Below are 18,980 nucleotides of genomic sequence, written 5' to 3'. Positions count from 1 at the left end.
CAGGTCGAGATTGCCGGGTGCGCGCGACACCGCTGCGATGTGCTGCAGCTCGCGATCGAACACCGCCTGACCCGGCAGAGGGAACCAGTCCTTGCTCCAGCCCGCCTGGTCGTTCCAGAAGGTAGACCAGACGTGGTTGTCGAAGCCGATCACGAACAGATCGAGATTCCCGGGTGCGCGCGACACCGCTGCGATCTGCTGCTTCTCGCGGTCGAAAACCGCCTGACCCGGCAGTGGGAACCAGTCGCCGTTCCAGCCCGCCTGGGCGTTCCAGAAGGTAGACCAGACGTGGTTGTCGAATCCGATCACGAACAGGTCGAGATTGCCGGGTGCGCGCGACACCGCTGCGATGTGCTGCAGCTCGCGATCGAACACCGCCTGACCCGGCAGCGGGAACCAGTCCTTGCTCCAGCCTGCCTGGTCGTTCCAGAAGGTAGACCAGACGTGGTTGTCGAAGCCGATCACGAACAGATCGAGATTACCCGGCGCGCGCGACACTGCTGCAATCTGCTGCTTCTCATGGTCGAACACCGCCTGACCCGGCAGGGGAAACCAGTCGCCGTTCCAGCCGACCTGGTCGTTCCAGAAGGTGGACCAGACGTGGTTGTCGAATCCGATCACGAACAGGTCGAGATTGCCCGGCGCGCGTGACACCGCCGCGATCTGCTGCTTTCCATGGTCGAACACTGCGTTTCCAGGCAACGGGAAAAACCCGGCATCCAGGTAGTTCACCGTGAGCGCGTCGGTCGCCAGGGTGACACTCGTCAGGTTTCTTCCGAATGCGACGATATTGGTCGTGTCACCGGCGATGGGATCGGCTGTCAATGTGCTGTTCGCGTCGGAGCCAAATGCCGCGGTGAAGCTCACAGGCGTGAACCTCGGCAGGGAAGTACCGGGCTCGCCGGTGTTCGGCGCTTCGACGATCCACTCTACGCTGTCGCCGTTAAAGGTCGCGCCAGGAGGAGCCGCGAGTTGGATGCTGAAGTAAACGCCCCGGTCCACATTGCCGAACATGACGAAGCCCTGGCCGTTTTGATAGTGAACGCCAGCGAACACTTCATCGTCGGGTTCGATGAGCATATTGTCGATGTTGGTCTGGTAGATATAGTCCGGCGACCCGTCCACCTTCGGCGCGAACCACTCGTACCAGGCGACGTACGTCTTCGAGCCGTCGGCACGGACGGACTGCTGCACGCCGGCCTGTAGAACGTCGTTCGAACCGTACGTTCCGTCGATGCCCACCCACGAGGACGAGTCCCAACCGGAGTCTGTGCCGGGAGGAGTCGAGGGAATGCTCACCGATGGCACGCGCCAAATGCCGACGGCGTGCGCCCAGGTTCCCGATATCGTGCTGCCGGACCAGTTGTTCGACGTGAATGCGGTGTCCGCGACTCGCTGAGGCGGCGTCAGTTGATGGGTAACGCCTATACGCGGCACGAGATGAGGAACGATACGTGCGCCATCCGGCCATTGCTTGCGAAGCAGTCGCTGACGAAACGCCGCGACCCGCATGTTAGAGTGATCTAGCGGTCCGAGCAGTTCGTCCGCCAGCGCTTCCGAATGACTTTGAGGTGTATCAGCGGTCTCCCTGGACCATCGGATTGCTGTCACGCCCGCAAGGTTGGTGTCTGCGAGCTTGTGGATGTTCATGACTGTCTGGGGCATTGTGACCTCCCGATACGAAAGATGAACGACTCCGGGCGTTCGAAGCCGACGTCGTCGCCATATGGGTGAAAAACGCGTAACACACGAACAATTACCCTTACCGTGCCATCGAGCCGGCTCCGGTTAATACCGATACCCGCTCGACGCGCAAGGAGTCAAACGGATAGACACCGGTAATGGGCGCCTTATTTACCCGCTCCTGAAATGGTGCTCAGATGTATCCCGGATCGAAGCCCGGCGACATGGAAAGATGAACTCGGTAACCCTGCCGCGATCATCGAAACATACGCAAAGTAAACGACGCTCCCTCGAGTATTTTGAATGGCGATGTCAGGCAGGATGAAAGGGAGATCCCTACGGAACAGCTATTTCCGAGAGGTATTGGCGAGGGGGTGCACGACGTGCTGCAGCAAGAACCTAGGGGAGGCCGCTATCAGATCGGAACTGCCATTCGAACGTCCCCGTGAAAGCTTGGGCCAAAGTCCGTCGTTGGCCGCACTGAGACGGATGACGACCGTCTCAGTGCGACCGAACCCGCTCCCATGTCGAGCTTCCGTAGCGGCCGATAACCGGGCACCTGGTAACAGCGAACGAAGGCTTCGGCGTTGACTGAGTCCTTCATTCAGCAGCGTTTTTACAAGCATATTTGTCGCCGATCACCAACTTCCGGCCGGCATGCAGGGCGCTCGCGCCAAATGCTTTTTCTTGGTATTACAGCAACCGAAAATGCATCGGTTTGACGGTCAATTGCATCGGCGGATCGATCCGATGGCCTTCGTCATGCGGTCGGTCTCTGCCGCCTGGCAGGCGGCAATTTCCATCGGCACGATGGAACCACCTCCGTTTTCCGCCTCGGCAGATTTCTTGCAACTTGCATCTCGGCGCTTCTTCCACGCGGCGATTTTGTGTTCCAAGCGCGCTTTGCAGCCCGGGGATTTTGCGGCCTTCTCGTCGACGACGTCCTGCAGCTTCTGCTCGGCAACCACCCTGTCGCGCCATGCGCAGAAGTTCAGGCTTGTCTGGTTCGCGTCGCAGTTCGCGAGCATGCCTCGCACCTCGCTCGCCGGCAGTCCGCTCTGCTGCGAGATCACATCAGCGGGATCAGGGGTATCAGCAAATGCCGACGAGCACGCGAGTGCAAGCGTCAGGAGCGCGCGCTTCATCGGACACCCTGCTTGAATGGCGCAGCCTCTTCGCGGCGGCGGTTCACAAGCCCATTCACGCGATGCGGTGGCAGGCGGTGACCCTGTGCGTCGCGTGGGTGCACATAGACGCAAAGTGCCATGTTGCTTGCGACCAGCGCATTGTTGCCGCTATTAGCGGCAACAAACGTGTCGCGCGACCCGCTTTCGCCGGAGTTATAGGCGAAGCTCACCAGCGCATCGAACTGGTCCTGCGTGAGTTCGTGGCTTCGCACGTTGCGTCGAACGCCAGGCAGTTGGCGAGTATGGGCCACGATTAGCCGGGATAGCGCACCGGCAGCGCCGTCGAATACTTGATCTGTTCCATCGCAAAACTCGAGCTCACGTCGTACAGCGGCACGGCGGCGATCAACTGTTTGTAGACGCGATCGTAGTCGTCGATATCGGACACCACGACGCGCAGCAGGTAATCGGTTTCGCCGCTCATCCGGTATACCTCGACCACCTCTGGAATCTCCCGCACCGCATGCGTGAAGGTCTGCGCCCAGGCCTCGGTGTGCTGGTTGGTCCGCACCGCGACAAAAACGGTCGTGCCCACACCGAGCTTGCGCGCATCGCAAAGCGCCACCTGCGCGCGAATCACGCCCGCCTCTTTCAGACGTTGCAGCCGCTTCCAGCAAGGCGTTTGCGACAGGTTCACGCGCTGCGCCAGCTCGGCGATCGGCATAGTCGCGTCTTCCTGCAACAACTCAAGCAGCTTCCGGTCGATGATATCCATTCCCATCAATCCACCCCCATAGGAAATTATTCTACTTTTACGAATTCGAGGGGAATTATATGGAAACTCTTTCTCCGGGCAAACCGGTATAAATGTCGCTATCCAAAAATACTGAGAAAGCAGCCGCCGGCTGCACCGCCATCATGAACCAAGGCCTCCGCCCGACATCCTTCGACCGCCCCTCCGCCAGCCACGCGCAGTTGGCCGAACTCAATGACGCGCCCTCGCCAGGCGCGCAACGAAGCGCGCCGCTCGCGCGCCTGTGCGACAGGCTCGACGCCATCTTCGAAGCCTGCGCCAAAGTTCCCGTGCCGTCAGACTCCGCCTGTTTCGCCCGCGCCATGCGCGTAGCGCTCAAGCAAGCCGCGGCGGATCCCGCGCTGCTCACGCCCGCGCAACGCGAAGGTTCGGCTGAAAACTACCGGCGTCATCTGTTGGCCGCCGATCCGCATGGCCGCTATGCCATTGCCGCCCTGGTCTGGCTGCCGCAGCAGGCGAGCCCCGTGCATGCGCATCACACGTGGTGCGGCTACGCAGTACTGGACGGCACGCTGAGCGAAACGGTATTCGAATGGAACGGCGCGCGGCACTGCGCGAGCGCCACGCGCACGCAAGCGCGCAATAGTGGCGCGGTATCGTTTGTGCGCGGCGGCCGCGGCGGTATTCATCAGTTGGGCAATGGCAGCAACGAGCCCGCTGTGTCGCTGCATATCTACGGCGTCTCGGGCGCGCAGATCGCCACGCATGTCAACGACGTGGTCCGCGCGGCCGACACAACCGACACCCAGGCGTTCGCCTAGGCGCACTCATGCATGGCGATGCGAGCCGAAGCCTTCGCCGACCCGACCCGACCCGTCCGTCATTCAATCAGCTCTTGCCGCCTGCTTCGCCCGCGGTGGGAATTTGCGGTGGGATCGGCGCGGTCTGTCCCGTCGGCGGCGGCGCGGGACGCGGTTCGTGCGACACATCGCGCGCCACCGCGGCGCCGGCATGAGCGGCCCGCACCGATGAAGCCATTTCGGCCTGCGCCTGCGCATGGCCATGCACGCCGAACTCAGGGAAGTCGTCGTCCGGCAGAGGTTGTCCTTCGCTATCCTTCGACGACGTGTACACACGCATCTGCGGCACCGGAATCTCGATACCGGCTTCGTCCATCTTGCGTTTGAGCCGCAGATTGAAGGCTCGCGCTACGCTCCATTGCTGCAACGGCCGCGTCTTGATCTGCCCTTTCACGACCATCCAGTTCGGATCGAAACGGTCCAGGCCCCACACCTCGATCGGCCCGAGCATTTCGCGCCGGTAACGGAAGTCGGCCATCAGATCGGCGCCGACTTCACGGATCAACTGCGTGATCTGATCGACGTCGGTCGAAAACGCCATGCGGACTTCGAATACCGCATAGGCAAAATCGCGCGACAGATTCTTCACGATCTTGATCTGCGAGAACGGGATCGCGTGAATCGCGCCCTGCCCGTCGCGCAGCCGCACGGTGCGGATCGACAGATGTTCGACGGTGCCCGCGTGGCCGCCGTCGACGTCGATCCAGTCGCCGACCGAAATCGTGTCTTCGATGATGATGAAAAGGCCCGTGATCAGATCGGTCACGAGCGACTGCGCGCCGAAACCGATCGCCAGACCGATCACGCCCGCGCCCGCCAGAAGCGGCGTCACGTTGATGCCCAGGTTCGCCGCGGTGACGATCCCGGCGATCGTCATGATCGATACCAGCAGCACGTTGCGCAGCAGCGGCAGCATCGTGCGCGCGCGCATGCTCGGATTGCGCGACTTGTTGCGCAGGCTGCCCGGGTTGAGCGCTTCGGTAATCGCCGTGTCGACCAGAATCCACAACAGCCACGCGATGAACACGGTCGCGATGATCGCCGTCACAGCGTGGGCAATACCGCGCGCGGCGACGTTCTCCTCGATCACTGCCGCGAGCGACAAACCCCACAAGCGCGCTGCCAGTTCGAAGAAAAACAGCCAGATGAAGAGTGTCAGCAGCGTGCCGAAAAAGCGCAGCAAGCGCGTCAAATACGGCGAGCGGCGCCGCGCGCGCACACTGCGCGGGCGCGTCATGCGCAGCACGATGGCCGACAGGAAAAACGCCAGCACCAGCAACAGCGCCGTCACCACCGAAATCTGCAGCACGTTTTCGCTGCTTCCCGAGCCGCCGAGCGTAGCCACGACCGAGGCCGTCGCGAGCACCAGCACCGGCACGTGCCAGAGCGATGCGAGTACGTCGAACGCGTCGGTCGCGGCCTTGTGATCGTTGCGCTGCTGGTAGGGCCGGTTGCGGATCAGATGCGCGACCGGGCGGCGGAACGCCAGCGCGAAATACGCAGTCAGCACGGCGGCCGTCATGTTGGCCACGGTCGAAATCAGGCCGGCCAGGTTCGATCCGAGTTGATGCGCGACATCGTAATTTACGGCCGCGTCGCCGAGCGCGCCGCACACGCCGACCACGAACAACAAGCGCCGCGCGTGATCGATCAGGAGACGCACCGCGACCCGCCGATGCCCCGAGCCGAACAGCGAAAACATGATCAGGCAGATCGCCGAAAACACCGCCCCCGCGACAATCGCATAGGCGACCACCATGCCGAGCGTGCGGCCGAGCGCATCGGGCATCGCGCGCACGAACAGCAGCGCCGCGAGAAACGCGATGATCCACGGCCCGACGCGGCGCCAGGCGAAAATCAGCAGCTCGCGCGTGGTGGGATTCGGATTGAGCCCGATGACGATGCCGAGGCGCCGATACAAGCGGTGCTGCAGATAGATCAGCGCGCCGGCGCAGACGCCCCAGCCGGCCAGCATCGCAATCATCGAGAGCACGGTGCTGGCGAGGCTCTCATGCCCCTGGCTCGAAATGATCGTATAAAGCTCGTTGCCGGCCGCATTGAAGCGTCCGCCCCAATAGCGCACCGGCGTGCGGCCCTGATGCACGTTGGATTCGAACGACGCGATGCCCGAGGCGATCGCGCCCAGCAAGCCGGGACTCGGTTGCGCGGACGCGGGCGTCGGCGGCGCGACGTTCTGCGAGACGTCGCGCAGCTTCTTGAGTTGCGCGACGAGCGCGGTGCGCTGCCGGTCGTTGTCGAGCGTGGCGATCACGCTGTCGAGCGAGCGCGCCAGTTCCGCCTGGCTGGCGGGCGACGGCGCGGAGGCGGCCTCTGCCGCCGAGGCGCCGGAGGCCGCAGCAGGCGCCACCGTCGCGCTATTGATCAGGCTCTGCAACGCCGGAATGACCGGGGTGCTGCCGGCGGCCTGGGCATTCGCGGGTAGCCATCCCAGGCACAGGATCAGCGCGAGACAAACAATCGCCGACCACGCGCCGGGCCACGTCGCGACGTGCGCGCGAACGCGACGGCGGGCGCCGCACGGGCTATGTTCAGAAGGAAAATGAAAGGCGGCGCGAGTCGCCGGCTGCCCGCCGTTGAACGGCGCAGCCCCGGACTCACGCCGCAACAGGCATGACTGCATGGCGATCCGTAAGAAAACGGGAGACGCCAGTGTAGCCGCAGTTGCACCGCGAGCGACCGAACATGCGTAACCGAATGTTAGGACGCTTGCGCATGTCCGGAATGTGAGGCCGGGCCGGTGCTCACATCCGTGGAGCGCCGCTTATCACGCGCGTGCCCTGTGTGCAGGCCGCGTGACAGCGCTCATGCCATGGCTACGGCGACCCTCAATAAGCCACCGTCGCGATCTGACGGACGAAACGGCCCTGCTCCAGCTCGTCGACGAAAGCGATCGCGTAGTCTTCCGCGGAAATGCGGCTGTTGCCTTCGGCGTCGGCCAGCAGCGTGTTCGTGCCGGTGCGGAACTTGCCGGTGCGCTCGCCCGGCGCGATCAGCGCGGCAGGTGCAAAGAATGTCCAGTCGAGGTCGGTCACGGTACGGTAGTAGTCGAACGCGTCGCGGTGCGCAAGCGCGACCGCCTTGTAGGCGTCGGGGAAACCTTCCGTATCCACTAGCTGCTTGCCCGGCGCCACTTCGAGCGAACCCGCGCCGCCCACCACCACGAGGCGCTTCGGGCCGGCGGCCCGCACGCCTTCGACGAGCGCGTGGGTTGCTTTCGTGAGCGCAGCCACAGCGCCGTGCGGCGGCGCGTAGGCGCTTGCCACCACGTCGTGGCCGCGCACCGCAGCGCCGACACTGGCGGCGTCGAGCAGATCCGCTTTGGCGGCTTGCAGATTCGCCACGCCGGCGGGCACGCGCTCCGGATTGCGCGCCAGCGCCGTCACCTGATGACCGCGCCGGGCGGCTTCCTCAGCGATCCGCGAACCAATCATGCCGGTGGCGCCAAACAATGCGATTTTCAACTGTTTGCTCATTTCGATGCTCCTGTCATTAGCTTATATGTAACCGTATTGATTACATATAACGCGGAAAAAAGAGGGGCCACGGCCCCGTCCGTTATCAGACGCGTGTGTCCCGATTACTCGACACGCGCCCTCTCATACAGCTTCTTTGTCGCGTCACCCGTGCGGGCGCCGCTTGCGTTCGCGCGCCCGTTCGGCACGCACTACGTCTGCGGTGGCATCGGCGAGCGTGCGTGCGCCAAGCGATGCCTCCATGGCCTGCTGTGCTTCGTCGATGATATCGCGCAGCACGACCTGAATATTACGCCCGACCATGCACGCCGGATTCGGCTCCTCGCGATGCAGCGCGAACAATTGCGCGTCGTCCACCGCACGATAGACCTCGAGCAAGGTGATGTCTTCCGGCGCCCGGGCGAGCAGCGCGCCGCCGCCTGCGCCGAGCTGCGAAGTGGTGAGGCCCGCTTCGGCCAGCATGGTCAACAGCCGCCGGATCAGCGCGGGATTCGTATTCACGCTGCCCGCAATCATCTCCGACGATAGCGGCACGCCTTCCTGCAACGACAGCAGCGCGAGCACGTGCACCGCAAACGCAAACCGGCTACTCGTATTCACAGCAAACCTGCCCGGCGACGACAATGTGTAATCATGGTAATTACATTTAATCCGCTTGTCAAAGCATGGCCAAACCCTCGAACGGGCTCGCCCCCGTGCATCACTTGTCCATCTGCTTTTGCGCATCGCGGGAATCGCTCGATGCCGACGAGGTAGCCGAAGCGCCAGCCGACCCCGCATTCTGCGCCGACCATTGTTGCAGCTTGCGCCCTGCCGTCTCCAGTCCCTGACCGGTCAGCGCAGCAGCCTTGCCGAGCTGCGCATTGGCCGCGCCCGTCGCGCCCTGCAGATTGGCTTGCGCGCTCGAAGCGAGCGACGCCGGATCGATCGTGATCGACGGCACGGAGGCCGCCGAGTCGAGGTTTTGCTGAGCGGCGGCTTTGGTCGCGTCAACCTGCTGGCCGACGTAGCTGGCCGCCTGGTCGAGTTTCTGACCGGCGGCTTGCGCGACGTCGTTCAGCTTGCCGGCAACCTGTCCTGCCGTCGCATCATTCTTCTGGCAAGCCGCGAGGCCGCCCAACACGACAACGGCAAAAGCGGCACGGCGCAACAACGGCGAACGAATAGATGAAATCATGTCTGGATGTGAGCCGCGTCGGGCGGCTTCTGCTTGCGAAAACGCGCCCATGATACGCCGTTGTGCCGCACGGCCTCGTCGGCGAGCATCTGCAATGCCTGCACGCGAACCTCGCGGAGCCGGCTTGGCGCCATCCGGCAGGCGCATTGCTCGAGCTATCGAATGAACCGCCGCATGAACCGCCGCATGAACCGACGCGGTTCTGTCAAACGCGTTGAGGTAGACTGCCAGAGCGTTCAATCCGCGTTCGATGAGCGTTCGATGTGTTCCGTTGATCAATTGGAGGCATGCGATGGCAGCAAAGAAGATTCTGTTCTTGACCGGCGACTTCGCCGAGGATTATGAAACGATGGTGCCGTTTCAGGCACTGCAGGCAGTCGGCCATGTGGTCGACGCCGTGTGCCCGAACAAGAAGGCGGGCGATCGCATCAAGACCGCGATCCATGATTTTGAGGGTGACCAGACCTACACCGAAAAGCCGGGTCACCAATTCACGCTCAACGCGTCCTTCGACGACGCCGATGCCCGCCAGTACGACGCGTTGGCGATCGCCGGCGGCCGTGCGCCGGAGTATTTGCGGCTCAACCATAAGGTGATCGAACTCGTACGGCAATTCGCCGAAGCGGGCAAGCCGATCGCGGCGATCTGTCACGCCGCGCAACTGCTGGCCGCCGCCGACGTGATCCGCGGCAAGCGTATTTCCGCCTACCCGGCCTGCGCGCCCGAAGTGAAGCTGGCGGGCGGCGATTACGCCGACATTCCGGTCGATGCCGCGATCACCGACGCCAATTTCGTCACCGCGCCCGCATGGCCCGCTCATCCCGAGTGGCTGCGCCAATTCCTCGTGCTGCTCGGCACCCGCATCGAACTCTGATCCAGCGGCGGGCGCCTTGTCCTAGCGACAACGCGCGCTCGCCCATCTCATCCGCATTTGCGGGGGCCGGCCCACGGCCAATCCATCAGAATTTGAGACTAATCAGATAGTTTGCAGCGAAAGGCTTTTCTATAGTCACCGGTTGACTTGGGAGCCTTTTCGATGGAACTGACTAATTGGATCGTCATTCTCGCCGTCACGCTGACGGCCATTGCTTTTTTCTGTGCGCGCACGCCGGCCGCCTGGTCGCGGGAAAACCGCGCGCGCCGTCTGGCCGGCACGCGTCTGCTCGTGCAAGCCGCGTGCTCGTGGTGGGCGGCGCTGCTGATCCTCGCGCACGGCCTGTTCGCGCCCGACGGCGTGCTCGGCCTGCGCCCCGCGCCGCAGGAGGCGCTCACGGGCGTCGTTATTCTCATGGGTTGCGGTTGCTACTGGTCGATTCGCGGCAGCAAGCTGCTCAAACCGCGCCGGCTGTTTAACGCGAATTGACTGCTGCGTACTGACTAAATTGACTACCGCGTACTGACTACCGCGAATTGACTACCGCGTACTGACGTCATGCGCCGCATTGGCGGTATGCGCAGCGGCGCCGCTGCTCAGGGCGCGGCCGTCGCGGCCACCGTGCATCTCCCTCGCGTCGCGAACCTCATGAAGACCGCCCGCTTCAGGCGTGGCATGCGTCGTCTGGGCCGCCAGACGCGCCGCGCGCGCCTCGGCTTCGGGCAATGACAGATAAAAGGTCGTCCCCTCAGCCTCTCTGGACTCCGCCCACACGCGCCCGCCGTGCCGCTCCACCACGCGCCGCACCAGCGCGAGACCGATCCCCTCGCCCGCCGCCACATTGCCGTGCAACCGTTGAAACGCGTTGAAAAGCCGCGGCAACGCGACGGCCGGAATGCCCAGACCGTTGTCCCGCACGTAAAAAATCCGTAGCGAGTGCACGCCCGGCGGCGCTGGCGTGATGCCGATTTCGATGCGGCCTTCGCGCGACGGATCCAGATAATTGACCGCATTGCCGATCAGATTCGCGAACACCTGCTCGAGCGCGGTCGGGTCGCCCCACACCGCCGGCAATTCATCGACGATGACGCGCGCGCGGCGCGCCCGGATCGATGCCTGCATCGCGTCGATCACGCGGGGCACGAGGTCGCTCACCTCGACCTTCTGCTGCCGGTACTCGACACGGCCGACGCGCGACAGCCGCAACAGCGCGTCGATGATGTGCGACGCGCGCAGCACGGCCGTCTGCAAGTAGTGCAGCGCTTCGCCGATATCCTCGTCGACCACCCGTTCGATGCGCTGCCGGGTCTCGGCCGTGAGCGAGGACTGGCGCACCGCCACGCGCAGTTCGTCGCAGGCGCGTGTCAGTTCTTTCGAAAAGCCTTGCAGATTCACCAGAGGCGCGCGCAGATCGTGCGACACGCTGTAAATGAACATCTCGTTTTCCTGGGTCTGCTGCCGCAAGGTCTCGTTGATGCGCGCGAGTTCGCGGGCGCGGCCCGCGAGATCGGACTGGAAGCGCGCCTGGATGCGCTCGGCTTCGAGCAGGCGCCGGCTGGTTTCGTGCAAGGTCAGATCGAGCCGGGCGATCTCATCGCGGCCCGGGCCGAGCGGCGCGAGCGGCTCATTTCCCGCGAGGCGCCCGGCGTTGTCGGACAGCAGCGCGAGACGGCCGCGCACGCCGCGCGTAAATAGCCAGACCGCGAGCGCGACAAACAGCAAGGAGCCGAACACTGCGGCGACCACCAGCATCTGTTGCCGTTCACGCGCGGCATCGGCGGCATTCGAGCGCAGCGTGTCGAGGCGCCGCTCTTCGGTCTGAAACGCCACCACCTGCTGACGGAACCGATCGAGCACGTCGCTCGCCGCCAGATCGCGGAACCGCTCGACGACATCGCGCCGCCGCCCCGAGCGCAGCATGTCCTGCATGCGGTCCGACCACTGGCGATAGGCCTGCACGGTCTGGCGCACCTGAACCACGCGCTCGACTTGCGCCGGATTGTCGGCGACCAGTTCGGCCAGCTGATCGATGCGCCGGTCGACGTCCATCCACAGCGAGACAGGCGTGGCGAAGCGGGCATCGTTGGCGAGCACCGCGCCACGCAGGCGCACCGATTCGCTGAGCACCGGTTCGAGAACCGCGGTGGTCTGGCGCAGCACGTCTTCGCCATGGATGGCCCACTGCTCGGCTTGCGCAGCATCCGCCTGAGCCTTGACCAGTCCGGACAGCAGCGCCAGCTCGAGCAGCGCCGGAATCGCGATCAGCAACAGGCCTTTGGTAGTCAGTCTCATGCGTGCGCATTGGAGTTCGGTGGCCCGGCAGCGGATGCGCCGGGACGGCACATTATGTCGGCGTTTTAACGCGAAGACAAAGACGGCGTGCGGCGGGACGAAGGTTCGCCACTTAATGGGAGATACCGTGCGCCGGAAATGCGCATTCGCCGTCAGGATTTTGAATTAAAACGTAAATCAGATCGAATAAATTGCACCAATCTGGATCACACGGACCACAGCGGAACCATCATGCACTTAACTTGTGCTTTTGAATGCGTTTCAAGGTGCATGCCGTTTAATTGCCCGAACTGAATAACAACCGTTGCGAGCGTGACGAATCCTTTCCGGTGCGGCGCTGCACCTAATCGATGCCTCCAGGCACAAGTTTGGCCCACTTCTTGCATCCACTGCCCGCTTTTTTGGCATAAGCGGGACACATCGATGGAAAGCTTGAAAACCGGCACCGATACCCTCTTCCTGTTGCTAGGCGCCGCGATGGTGCTCGCCATGCATGCAGGTTTCGCGTTTCTCGAACTCGGTACGGTACGCAAAAAGAATCAGGTCAATGCGCTGGTCAAGATTCTGGTGGACTTCTCGGTCTCGACGATCGCGTATTTCTTTATTGGCTACACGATCGCCTATGGCGTCCAGTTTTTCGGTAGCGCCGACTCGCTGGCGGCGCACAACGGCTATGCGCTGGTGCGCTTCTTTTTCCTTCTGACCTTCGCCGCGGCAATTCCGGCGATCGTTTCGGGCGGCATCGCCGAGCGCTCGAAATTCAATCCGCAACTGTTCGCGACTTTCGTGCTGGTCGGCTTCGTCTACCCGTTCTTCGAAGGGATCGCGTGGAACGAGCGCTTTGGCATCCAGACCTGGCTCGGGCACGTTTTCGGTGCGCCGTTTCACGACTTCGCCGGTTCGGTGGTGGTGCATGCGTTCGGCGGTTGGGTCGCGTTGCCAGCCGTGCTGCTGCTCGGCGCGCGCCACGGCCGCTATCACCGCGACGGCGGCATCGCCGCACATCCGCCGTCGAATATTCCGTTCCTCGCGCTGGGCGCGTGGGTGCTGGCGGTCGGCTGGTTCGGCTTTAACGTGATGAGCGCGCAAACCATCGACAAGATCAGCGGGCTGGTCGCGGTCAATTCACTGATGGCGATGGTCGGCGGCACGCTGACGGCCTGGCTGGCGGGCCGCAACGACCCGGGCTTCACATACAACGGGCCGCTCGCCGGACTGGTCGCGGTATGCGCCGGCTCCGACGTGATGCACCCGCTCGGCGCGCTGGTGACGGGCGGTATCGCGGGCGTGCTGTTCGTCTACATGTTCACCTGCGTGCAGAACCGCTGGCGCATCGACGACGTGCTCGGCGTGTGGCCGCTGCACGGTCTGTGCGGCGCGTGGGGCGGGCTGGCGGCCGGCATCTTCGGCTTGCACGCGCTGGGCGGGATGGGCGGCGTGTCGTTCGGCGCGCAGTTGGTCGGCACGCTGGGCGGAATCGTGGTCGCATCGCTCGGCGGCACGCTCGTGTATGGCGCGATTCGCCTGACGGTGGGCCTGCGGCTCGACCAGGAAGACGAATACAACGGCGCGGATCTGTCGATTCACAAGATTTCGGCGACCCCCGAGCGCGAGAGCATCGGTTGATTATCGATATCGCCCCGGCGCACTACGAGTACACCGTCTCTGTAGCGGGCATCGCGCCGATGATAGACTTGCGCGCCGGAGCGGCTTCGTCGCCTGTGCCTCGACTGCTGCGAGGCCTGCGGTAAGCCAGCTGCGGACCACCGCGGGCTGACTGCGGGGGTCAACCTCGCCTCGCCTGGCTCCGCTTCACCCTGGCTGGGCGGACGCGGCGGCCGGGCGCTCAACCCGCTCCAACGACCCATTCGACACTGCTGCCAGGTCTTATCGATATGTATCTGTCCATTCTCGCGGTCGGCATCGGCGGCGCGCTCGGCTCACTCTTCCGCTGGTTCCTCGGCATCCGTCTGAACGGCCTGTTTGCCGGCTTGCCGCTCGGCACCTTCGCCGCCAACGTGATTGCCGGCTACATCATCGGCGTGGCCGTCGCGGGCTTCGCGCGGGCGCCGCAAATCGCGCCGGAATGGCGGCTGTTCGTCATTACCGGATTGATGGGCGGCCTGTCGACCTTCTCGACCTTTTCCGCGGAAGTCGTGCAGCGCTTACAGGACGGACGGCTCGGCTGGGCCGCCGGCGAGATCGTCATTCACGTGGGGGCGTCGCTGGTGATGACCGTGCTCGGGATCGCGACCGTCGCGTTGCTCGCGCGCTGAAAGTGCCGGATGCGCCGGATGTGCCGGATGTGCCGGATGTGCCGGATGTGCCGGATGTGCCGGATGCGCCGCCGGCTATCGTCGTTGTAACAATCTGTAATCGCCGAATCTTGCTTAGAACACGTCATCCTACTGACATTCGGAAGTGACTTAATACCGCTTTGTTGGTCAAGCCCCATTGGCCGATGAGAGGTTCGCTCGACAAGTCCTGTTCGACATATCCAGAAATTACATTCCGGCACATCTGCGCAGCGTACGGCGACGCAGCGGCGCCGGGTCATGCCTGTCATGCCAGACCTGTCGCCGGTCCGGCATGGCTATTGCGCAATGAGGAATCCTATGAAAATGAAAACCCACAATATCGTGACTGGGCTCCGGCTCGGCGTCATCATGTCGGCCGTGCTGCTCGCAGCGCAGTCTCACGCTGACAACCTCAGCGCTGTCGACACCGCACGCTTGCCCAGCGGTCAGTCGATCACGCCGCTGGTCGTGCGCGGCGCGGTCCAGCAATATCTGAATCCGGACCTGCCGGCCCATCCGAATTTCGTGGCTGGCGAAGCCGTGCGTTCGCAGTTGAGCCCGGACGGCAAGACGCTCGCGATCATCACCGCGGGCCAGAACTCGCTGTACAACGCCGACGGTTCGGTCGACACGGCCAACTCGACGCAGTACATCTTCCTGTACGACGTGTCGGGCGCGAACAAGACCCGGCCGCAGCTCAAGCAGGTGATCCACCAGACGAATGCGTTCGTGGGTCTGGTGTTCTCGCACGACGGCAACACGCTGTATGCGACAGGCGGCAATGATGACGTCGTCCAGGTTTACAGCCAACACGGCGGCGCATGGGTGCAGTCGGCCACGATCGCGCTCGGCCATAGTGGCAAGGGTGTGGGGATAGGCGTGCAGCCGAACGCGGGCGGTCTCGCGCTTTCGGCCGACGGCAAGACGCTCGTCGTGGCCAATAACTACAACGATTCGATCAGCGTGATCGATACCGCCTCCAACTCGGTGCGTTACGAGCACGATCTGCGCCCGTTCTTCTCCGGCAACGAGGGCACGCCGGGCGGTGTCGGCGGCACTTATCCGTTCGCGGTGGTCGTGAAGGGCAACAACACGGCCTATGTCTCGTCGGACCGCGATCGCGAAATCGTCGCAATCGATATCTCGTCGCCGTCACACGGCCGCCTGGTCAAGCGCATCAAGCTCGACGGCAACGCGCTCGGCATGACGCTGGACGCATCGCAGTCGCTGCTGTACGTCGCGCAGGACAATGCAGACCAGGTCGCGGTGATCAATACCAGCGCGAATACCGTGGTGGCCAGGATCGATGCGCGCGCGCCGGCCGGCGTGCTCGACCACCGTCAGGAACATACCGGCGCAGGCACCTACTCGGTGACGCTGTCGCGCGACGGCGGCACGCTGTACGCGACGAATGCCGGCGCCAACGAGATCGCGGTGATTCCGCTGAGCGGCCCGCGCGCATTTCATGTTACCGGCCTGATCCCAACCGCGTTCGAACCGCATGACGTGACGTTCAGCGCAGACGGTTCGTGGATGTATGTCGTGAACGGCAAGAGCGTGACCGGTCCGAACCCGGACCACCTGTCGGGCGGCACCGCGGCACAGGCCGCCGCCGCGCGCGCGTCGAACGAATACCAGTTCCAGCTCGAGCGCGCATCGCTGGTCAGTGCGCCAGTGCCGACGGACAACGACCTGCCGCGGCTCACGCAGCAGGTCGCGCGCAACAACTTCTATCGCCCGGAATCCAATGACCAGGACAACGAGGTGATGGGCTTCCTGCACAATCACATCAAGCACGTGATCTACATCGTCAAGGAAAACCGCACGTACGACCAGATCCTCGGCGATCTCGGCAACGGCAGCAACGGCGATCCGCGACTGAGCCAGTTTGGCCGGGCCATCACGCCGAACTTCCATCGTCTGGCGAGCCAGTTCGTGACGCTCGACAATTTCATGAACCCCGGCGACGGCAGCATGGACGGCTGGTCGTGGGCGCTGCAGGGCCGAGTCACCAATACCGAGACGCTCACGCAGCAGATGAATTATGCGGCGGTCAATCGCGGCCTGTCATATGACAGCGAGGGCTCGAACCGCAACGTGCCCGTCAACTGGGCGACGGTCCAGCAGCGCGACGCGGCCGCCGGTCCCAGCGGCACCACGAACTACAGCAACAACTCGGCCAGCGTCACGGGCGGCACGGACAACCTGCTGACGGGCACGGGCAACCATGCGTCGACTGACGCACCGTTCGGCCACCAGCAGGGCTACATCTTCGACGCAGTACTCGCGGCCGGCGGCACGGTCCGCAATTACGGCTTCCTCGTGAAGAATATCGGCAGCATCGGCACCGCGGCCAATCCCGTGACGGATCCGCACGCAGCGGGCGTCGTCCAGGTCGCGCCGCTCGATCCGAAACTCGCGTCGCTGACTGACACTTACTTCCGCGGCTTCGACCAGAACTATCCGGATCAGTGGCGTTTCAACGAGTGGAAGCGCGAATTCGACCAGTATGTCGCGGGCGGCAGTCTGCCGACTCTGTCACTGGTGCGCCTGTCCCATGATCACATGGGTTCGTTCGGCACCGCCTTCGCGGGCGTGAACACACCGGAGACGCAGCAGGCCGATAACGACCTCGCCGTCGGACGCCTGGTTGAAGCGGTCGCAAAGAGCCCGTACGCGAACGACACGCTGATCGTCGTGACCGAAGACGATGTGCAGGACGGTCCTGACCATGTGGACTCGCACCGTGGCCCGGCGTATATCGTCGGCCCCTACGTGAAGCAGGGCGCGGTGATTCGGACGGGTTACAGCCAGGTCAATGCGCTGCGCACGATCGAAGACGTGCTCGGCACACAGCACATGAACCTCAACACCGCCTACCAGCGTCCGATGGCCGACGTGTTCGACGTGCATGGTTCGGCCTCGTGGAATTACACGGCCGTCGCCTCGACGGTACTGAAGACCACCCAAGTGGCCCAGATGACAGAGGAAGCCGGTACGAAGTTTGCGGCCGGCGCAGACGTCGCGCCGAAGCATGACGCGACGTACTGGGCCAGGGTGACCGCGAAGTTCAATTTCGATGACGCCGACGAAGTACCGGCGGATCAGTTTAACCGCGTGCTGTGGAAGGGCATGATGGGGGGCAAGCCTTATCCGCGGATCAAGGGTAGCACTCAGAAGATGGCGATGCGGGACGACGACTGATCGCCGGATGGGTCGATCGTGAAGTCAGCGGGTGGGCATTCAGATGCCCATCTGCAACTCAACGAGCAACTGCCCCGGTGCTCCTCGCTGGCGGTGCGATGGTGCTCGAGCGCCTCGTGCGCGTGCTGAAGCTTCTCCTTCCCGCCGCTCCGGTGGCTTCGTTCGCACGGTCGAACCCGTCCGTCACGCGCGAACAGATGCGCGCATCTCGAAAGAGCGAAACGGCGCGTAAGCTGGATGACGAAGTCATGTCCATTCCCGGGCAGTCCGACCTTCGCACAATAGTCAGGTCATCATGCCGAACCATACCGAAACTCCGAACGCACTTCATACAAATCTCGATCTTTATCCAGTGGACCGTCTGATCGATACCTTTGTTAAAGACCAGATCAATGCGGTGAAGGCCGTATGGGCCAGCCGTACCCAACTGACTGACGCGGTGCGTGCAGCGGTACCCCGGATAGCTGCCGGTGGCCGCCTGATCTACGTCGGCGCCGGCACCTCAGGGCGCCTCGGGCTGCTCGACTCGGTCGAGCTCTACCCAACCTTCTCCTGGCCAAAAGCGCGCGCGATTGCTTTGCTGGCAGGAGGTGCCACCGCCGTCACCGAAGCGGTTGAGGGCGCCGAGGATAACGAGGAGCAAGGCGCAGCAGACCTGCTGGCAACGCAACTTTCTCCAGACGATGTGGTGCTGGCAATTGCGGCGTCGGGCCGTACCCCATACGTGCTCGGTGCGCTGCGCGCCGCGCTGCGTGCCGGCGCGCTCACGATCGGCTTTGCCAATAACCCGCAATCCGCGATCGTGGTTGAGGCGGAGATCGGCGTTACCCTGGATACGGGGCCGGAGATCATCTCTGGTAGTACGCGGCTCAAGGCCGGCACCGCCCAGAAGATCGCGCTAAACAGTTTCTCCAGCGCGTTGATGGTGAGCCTCCACAAGGTATACGGCAACCTCATGGTCGACCTGCGGCCTACCAACGCCAAGCTGGTCCGTCGCTCGGTCAATTTGACCATGCGCGCGACGGGCGCCTCGAGTGACCTGGCGCGCCGGACGCTGGAGTCTTGCGGGTTCAAGGTCAAAGTGGCCATCGTCGCGTTAAAGCGCGGCATCTCGGTCGAAGATGCCGAGTCGCACCTGGCGGTTGTCGGCGGTAGCGTGCGCCGCGCCATCGAAGATTGAAGCAAAACCGTTGCCGAAAAACCTTGAGGCGATGGCCG

16 protein-coding genes are annotated in these 18,980 nt (G+C 63.6%); 7 read left to right on the top strand and 9 right to left on the bottom strand.

From position 1 onward, the window contains the following. The 4 genes from AC3WLT_RS22765 to AC3WLT_RS22750 all read right to left on the bottom strand — a co-directional run. Window positions 1–1,308: G1 family glutamic endopeptidase (locus tag AC3WLT_RS22765; RefSeq protein ID WP_492593944.1), on the bottom strand; the 1,308-nt coding region annotated here is incomplete at its 3' end. A 1,100-nt stretch (window positions 1,309–2,408) separates the two neighbouring features. Then, a complete protein-coding gene (locus AC3WLT_RS22760) occupies window positions 2,409–2,828 on the bottom strand; it encodes a lysozyme inhibitor LprI family protein (protein WP_492593940.1) in 420 nt (139 codons plus the stop codon). After that, complete coding sequence (locus tag AC3WLT_RS22755) at window positions 2,825–3,121, bottom strand: glycoside hydrolase family protein (RefSeq protein WP_492593939.1); 297 nt, start codon at window positions 3,119–3,121, stop codon at window positions 2,825–2,827. The genes AC3WLT_RS22760 and AC3WLT_RS22755 overlap by 4 nt, the downstream gene beginning before the upstream one ends. Before the next feature lie 2 nt (window positions 3,122–3,123). After that, window positions 3,124–3,591 carry an Lrp/AsnC family transcriptional regulator gene (locus AC3WLT_RS22750; RefSeq protein WP_492593938.1) on the bottom strand — a complete coding sequence of 156 codons (468 nt, stop codon included), beginning with the start codon at window positions 3,589–3,591 and terminating at the stop codon, window positions 3,124–3,126. Between the two features lie 137 nt (window positions 3,592–3,728). Between AC3WLT_RS22750 and AC3WLT_RS22745 the strand changes: the two genes are divergently transcribed. Next, window positions 3,729–4,385, top strand: coding sequence for a cysteine dioxygenase family protein (locus AC3WLT_RS22745; protein ID WP_492593937.1), 657 nt, complete (start codon window positions 3,729–3,731; stop codon window positions 4,383–4,385). Between the two features lie 67 nt (window positions 4,386–4,452). On the opposite strand, the gene AC3WLT_RS22740 is transcribed toward AC3WLT_RS22745, so the two are convergent. The 4 genes from AC3WLT_RS22740 to AC3WLT_RS22725 all read right to left on the bottom strand — a co-directional run bounded on the left by AC3WLT_RS22740 (window position 4,453) and on the right by AC3WLT_RS22725 (window position 9,095). After that, window positions 4,453–7,065 (bottom strand): mechanosensitive ion channel domain-containing protein, encoded by a 2,613-nt coding sequence (locus AC3WLT_RS22740; RefSeq protein WP_492593936.1) that lies wholly within the window; start codon window positions 7,063–7,065, stop codon window positions 4,453–4,455. Between the two features lie 205 nt (window positions 7,066–7,270). Continuing rightward, window positions 7,271–7,918 carry an NAD(P)-dependent oxidoreductase gene (locus AC3WLT_RS22735; protein WP_492593935.1) on the bottom strand — a complete coding sequence of 216 codons (648 nt, stop codon included), beginning with the start codon at window positions 7,916–7,918 and terminating at the stop codon, window positions 7,271–7,273. 144 nt (window positions 7,919–8,062) lie between these two features. Beyond that, window positions 8,063–8,518: an Rrf2 family transcriptional regulator gene (locus tag AC3WLT_RS22730; RefSeq protein WP_492593934.1), complete on the bottom strand. Its 456-nt coding sequence runs from the start codon at window positions 8,516–8,518 to the stop codon at window positions 8,063–8,065. 100 nt (window positions 8,519–8,618) lie between these two features. Then, window positions 8,619–9,095, bottom strand: a complete 477-nt coding sequence (locus AC3WLT_RS22725) for a BCAL1086 family glycoprotein (protein ID WP_492593933.1) — start codon at window positions 9,093–9,095, stop codon at window positions 8,619–8,621. A 292-nt stretch (window positions 9,096–9,387) separates the two neighbouring features. Here AC3WLT_RS22725 and AC3WLT_RS22720 point away from each other — a divergent pair, with 292 nt between their 5' ends. After that, window positions 9,388–9,969, top strand: coding sequence for a DJ-1/PfpI family protein (locus tag AC3WLT_RS22720; protein WP_492593932.1), 582 nt, complete (start codon window positions 9,388–9,390; stop codon window positions 9,967–9,969). Between the two features lie 162 nt (window positions 9,970–10,131). After that, on the top strand, window positions 10,132–10,458 hold the full coding sequence (locus AC3WLT_RS22715) for a hypothetical protein (RefSeq protein WP_492593931.1): 327 nt from the start codon (window positions 10,132–10,134) through the stop codon (window positions 10,456–10,458). Window positions 10,459–10,509: 51 nt separating this feature from the next. Here AC3WLT_RS22715 and AC3WLT_RS22710 read toward each other — a convergent pair whose 3' ends face one another. Continuing rightward, complete coding sequence (locus tag AC3WLT_RS22710; protein ID WP_492593930.1) at window positions 10,510–12,261, bottom strand: sensor histidine kinase; 1,752 nt, start codon at window positions 12,259–12,261, stop codon at window positions 10,510–10,512. A gap of 423 nt (window positions 12,262–12,684) precedes the next feature. On the opposite strand from AC3WLT_RS22710, the gene AC3WLT_RS22705 reads away from it, so the two are divergent. The 4 genes from AC3WLT_RS22705 to AC3WLT_RS22690 all read left to right on the top strand — a co-directional run bounded on the left by AC3WLT_RS22705 (window position 12,685) and on the right by AC3WLT_RS22690 (window position 18,942). After that, window positions 12,685–13,887 carry an ammonium transporter gene (locus AC3WLT_RS22705; RefSeq protein WP_492593929.1) on the top strand — a complete coding sequence of 401 codons (1,203 nt, stop codon included), beginning with the start codon at window positions 12,685–12,687 and terminating at the stop codon, window positions 13,885–13,887. 269 nt (window positions 13,888–14,156) lie between these two features. Continuing rightward, a complete protein-coding gene (gene crcB / locus AC3WLT_RS22700) occupies window positions 14,157–14,537 on the top strand; it encodes a fluoride efflux transporter CrcB (protein WP_115101867.1) in 381 nt (126 codons plus the stop codon). Between the two features lie 345 nt (window positions 14,538–14,882). Beyond that, entirely contained in the window at window positions 14,883–17,762 is a 2,880-nt protein-coding gene (locus AC3WLT_RS22695; protein ID WP_492593928.1) for a bifunctional YncE family protein/alkaline phosphatase family protein, read from the top strand. 295 nt (window positions 17,763–18,057) lie between these two features. Beyond that, window positions 18,058–18,942, top strand: coding sequence for an N-acetylmuramic acid 6-phosphate etherase (locus AC3WLT_RS22690; RefSeq protein WP_492593927.1), 885 nt, complete (start codon window positions 18,058–18,060; stop codon window positions 18,940–18,942). Window positions 18,943–18,980: the final 38 nt, after the last annotated feature.

Source organism: Paraburkholderia sp. FW306-2-2C-D06C, from assembly GCF_058781505.1.
Note: the sequence above shows the minus strand (reverse complement) of the source record. Positions and strands in the feature narration are given on the sequence as shown.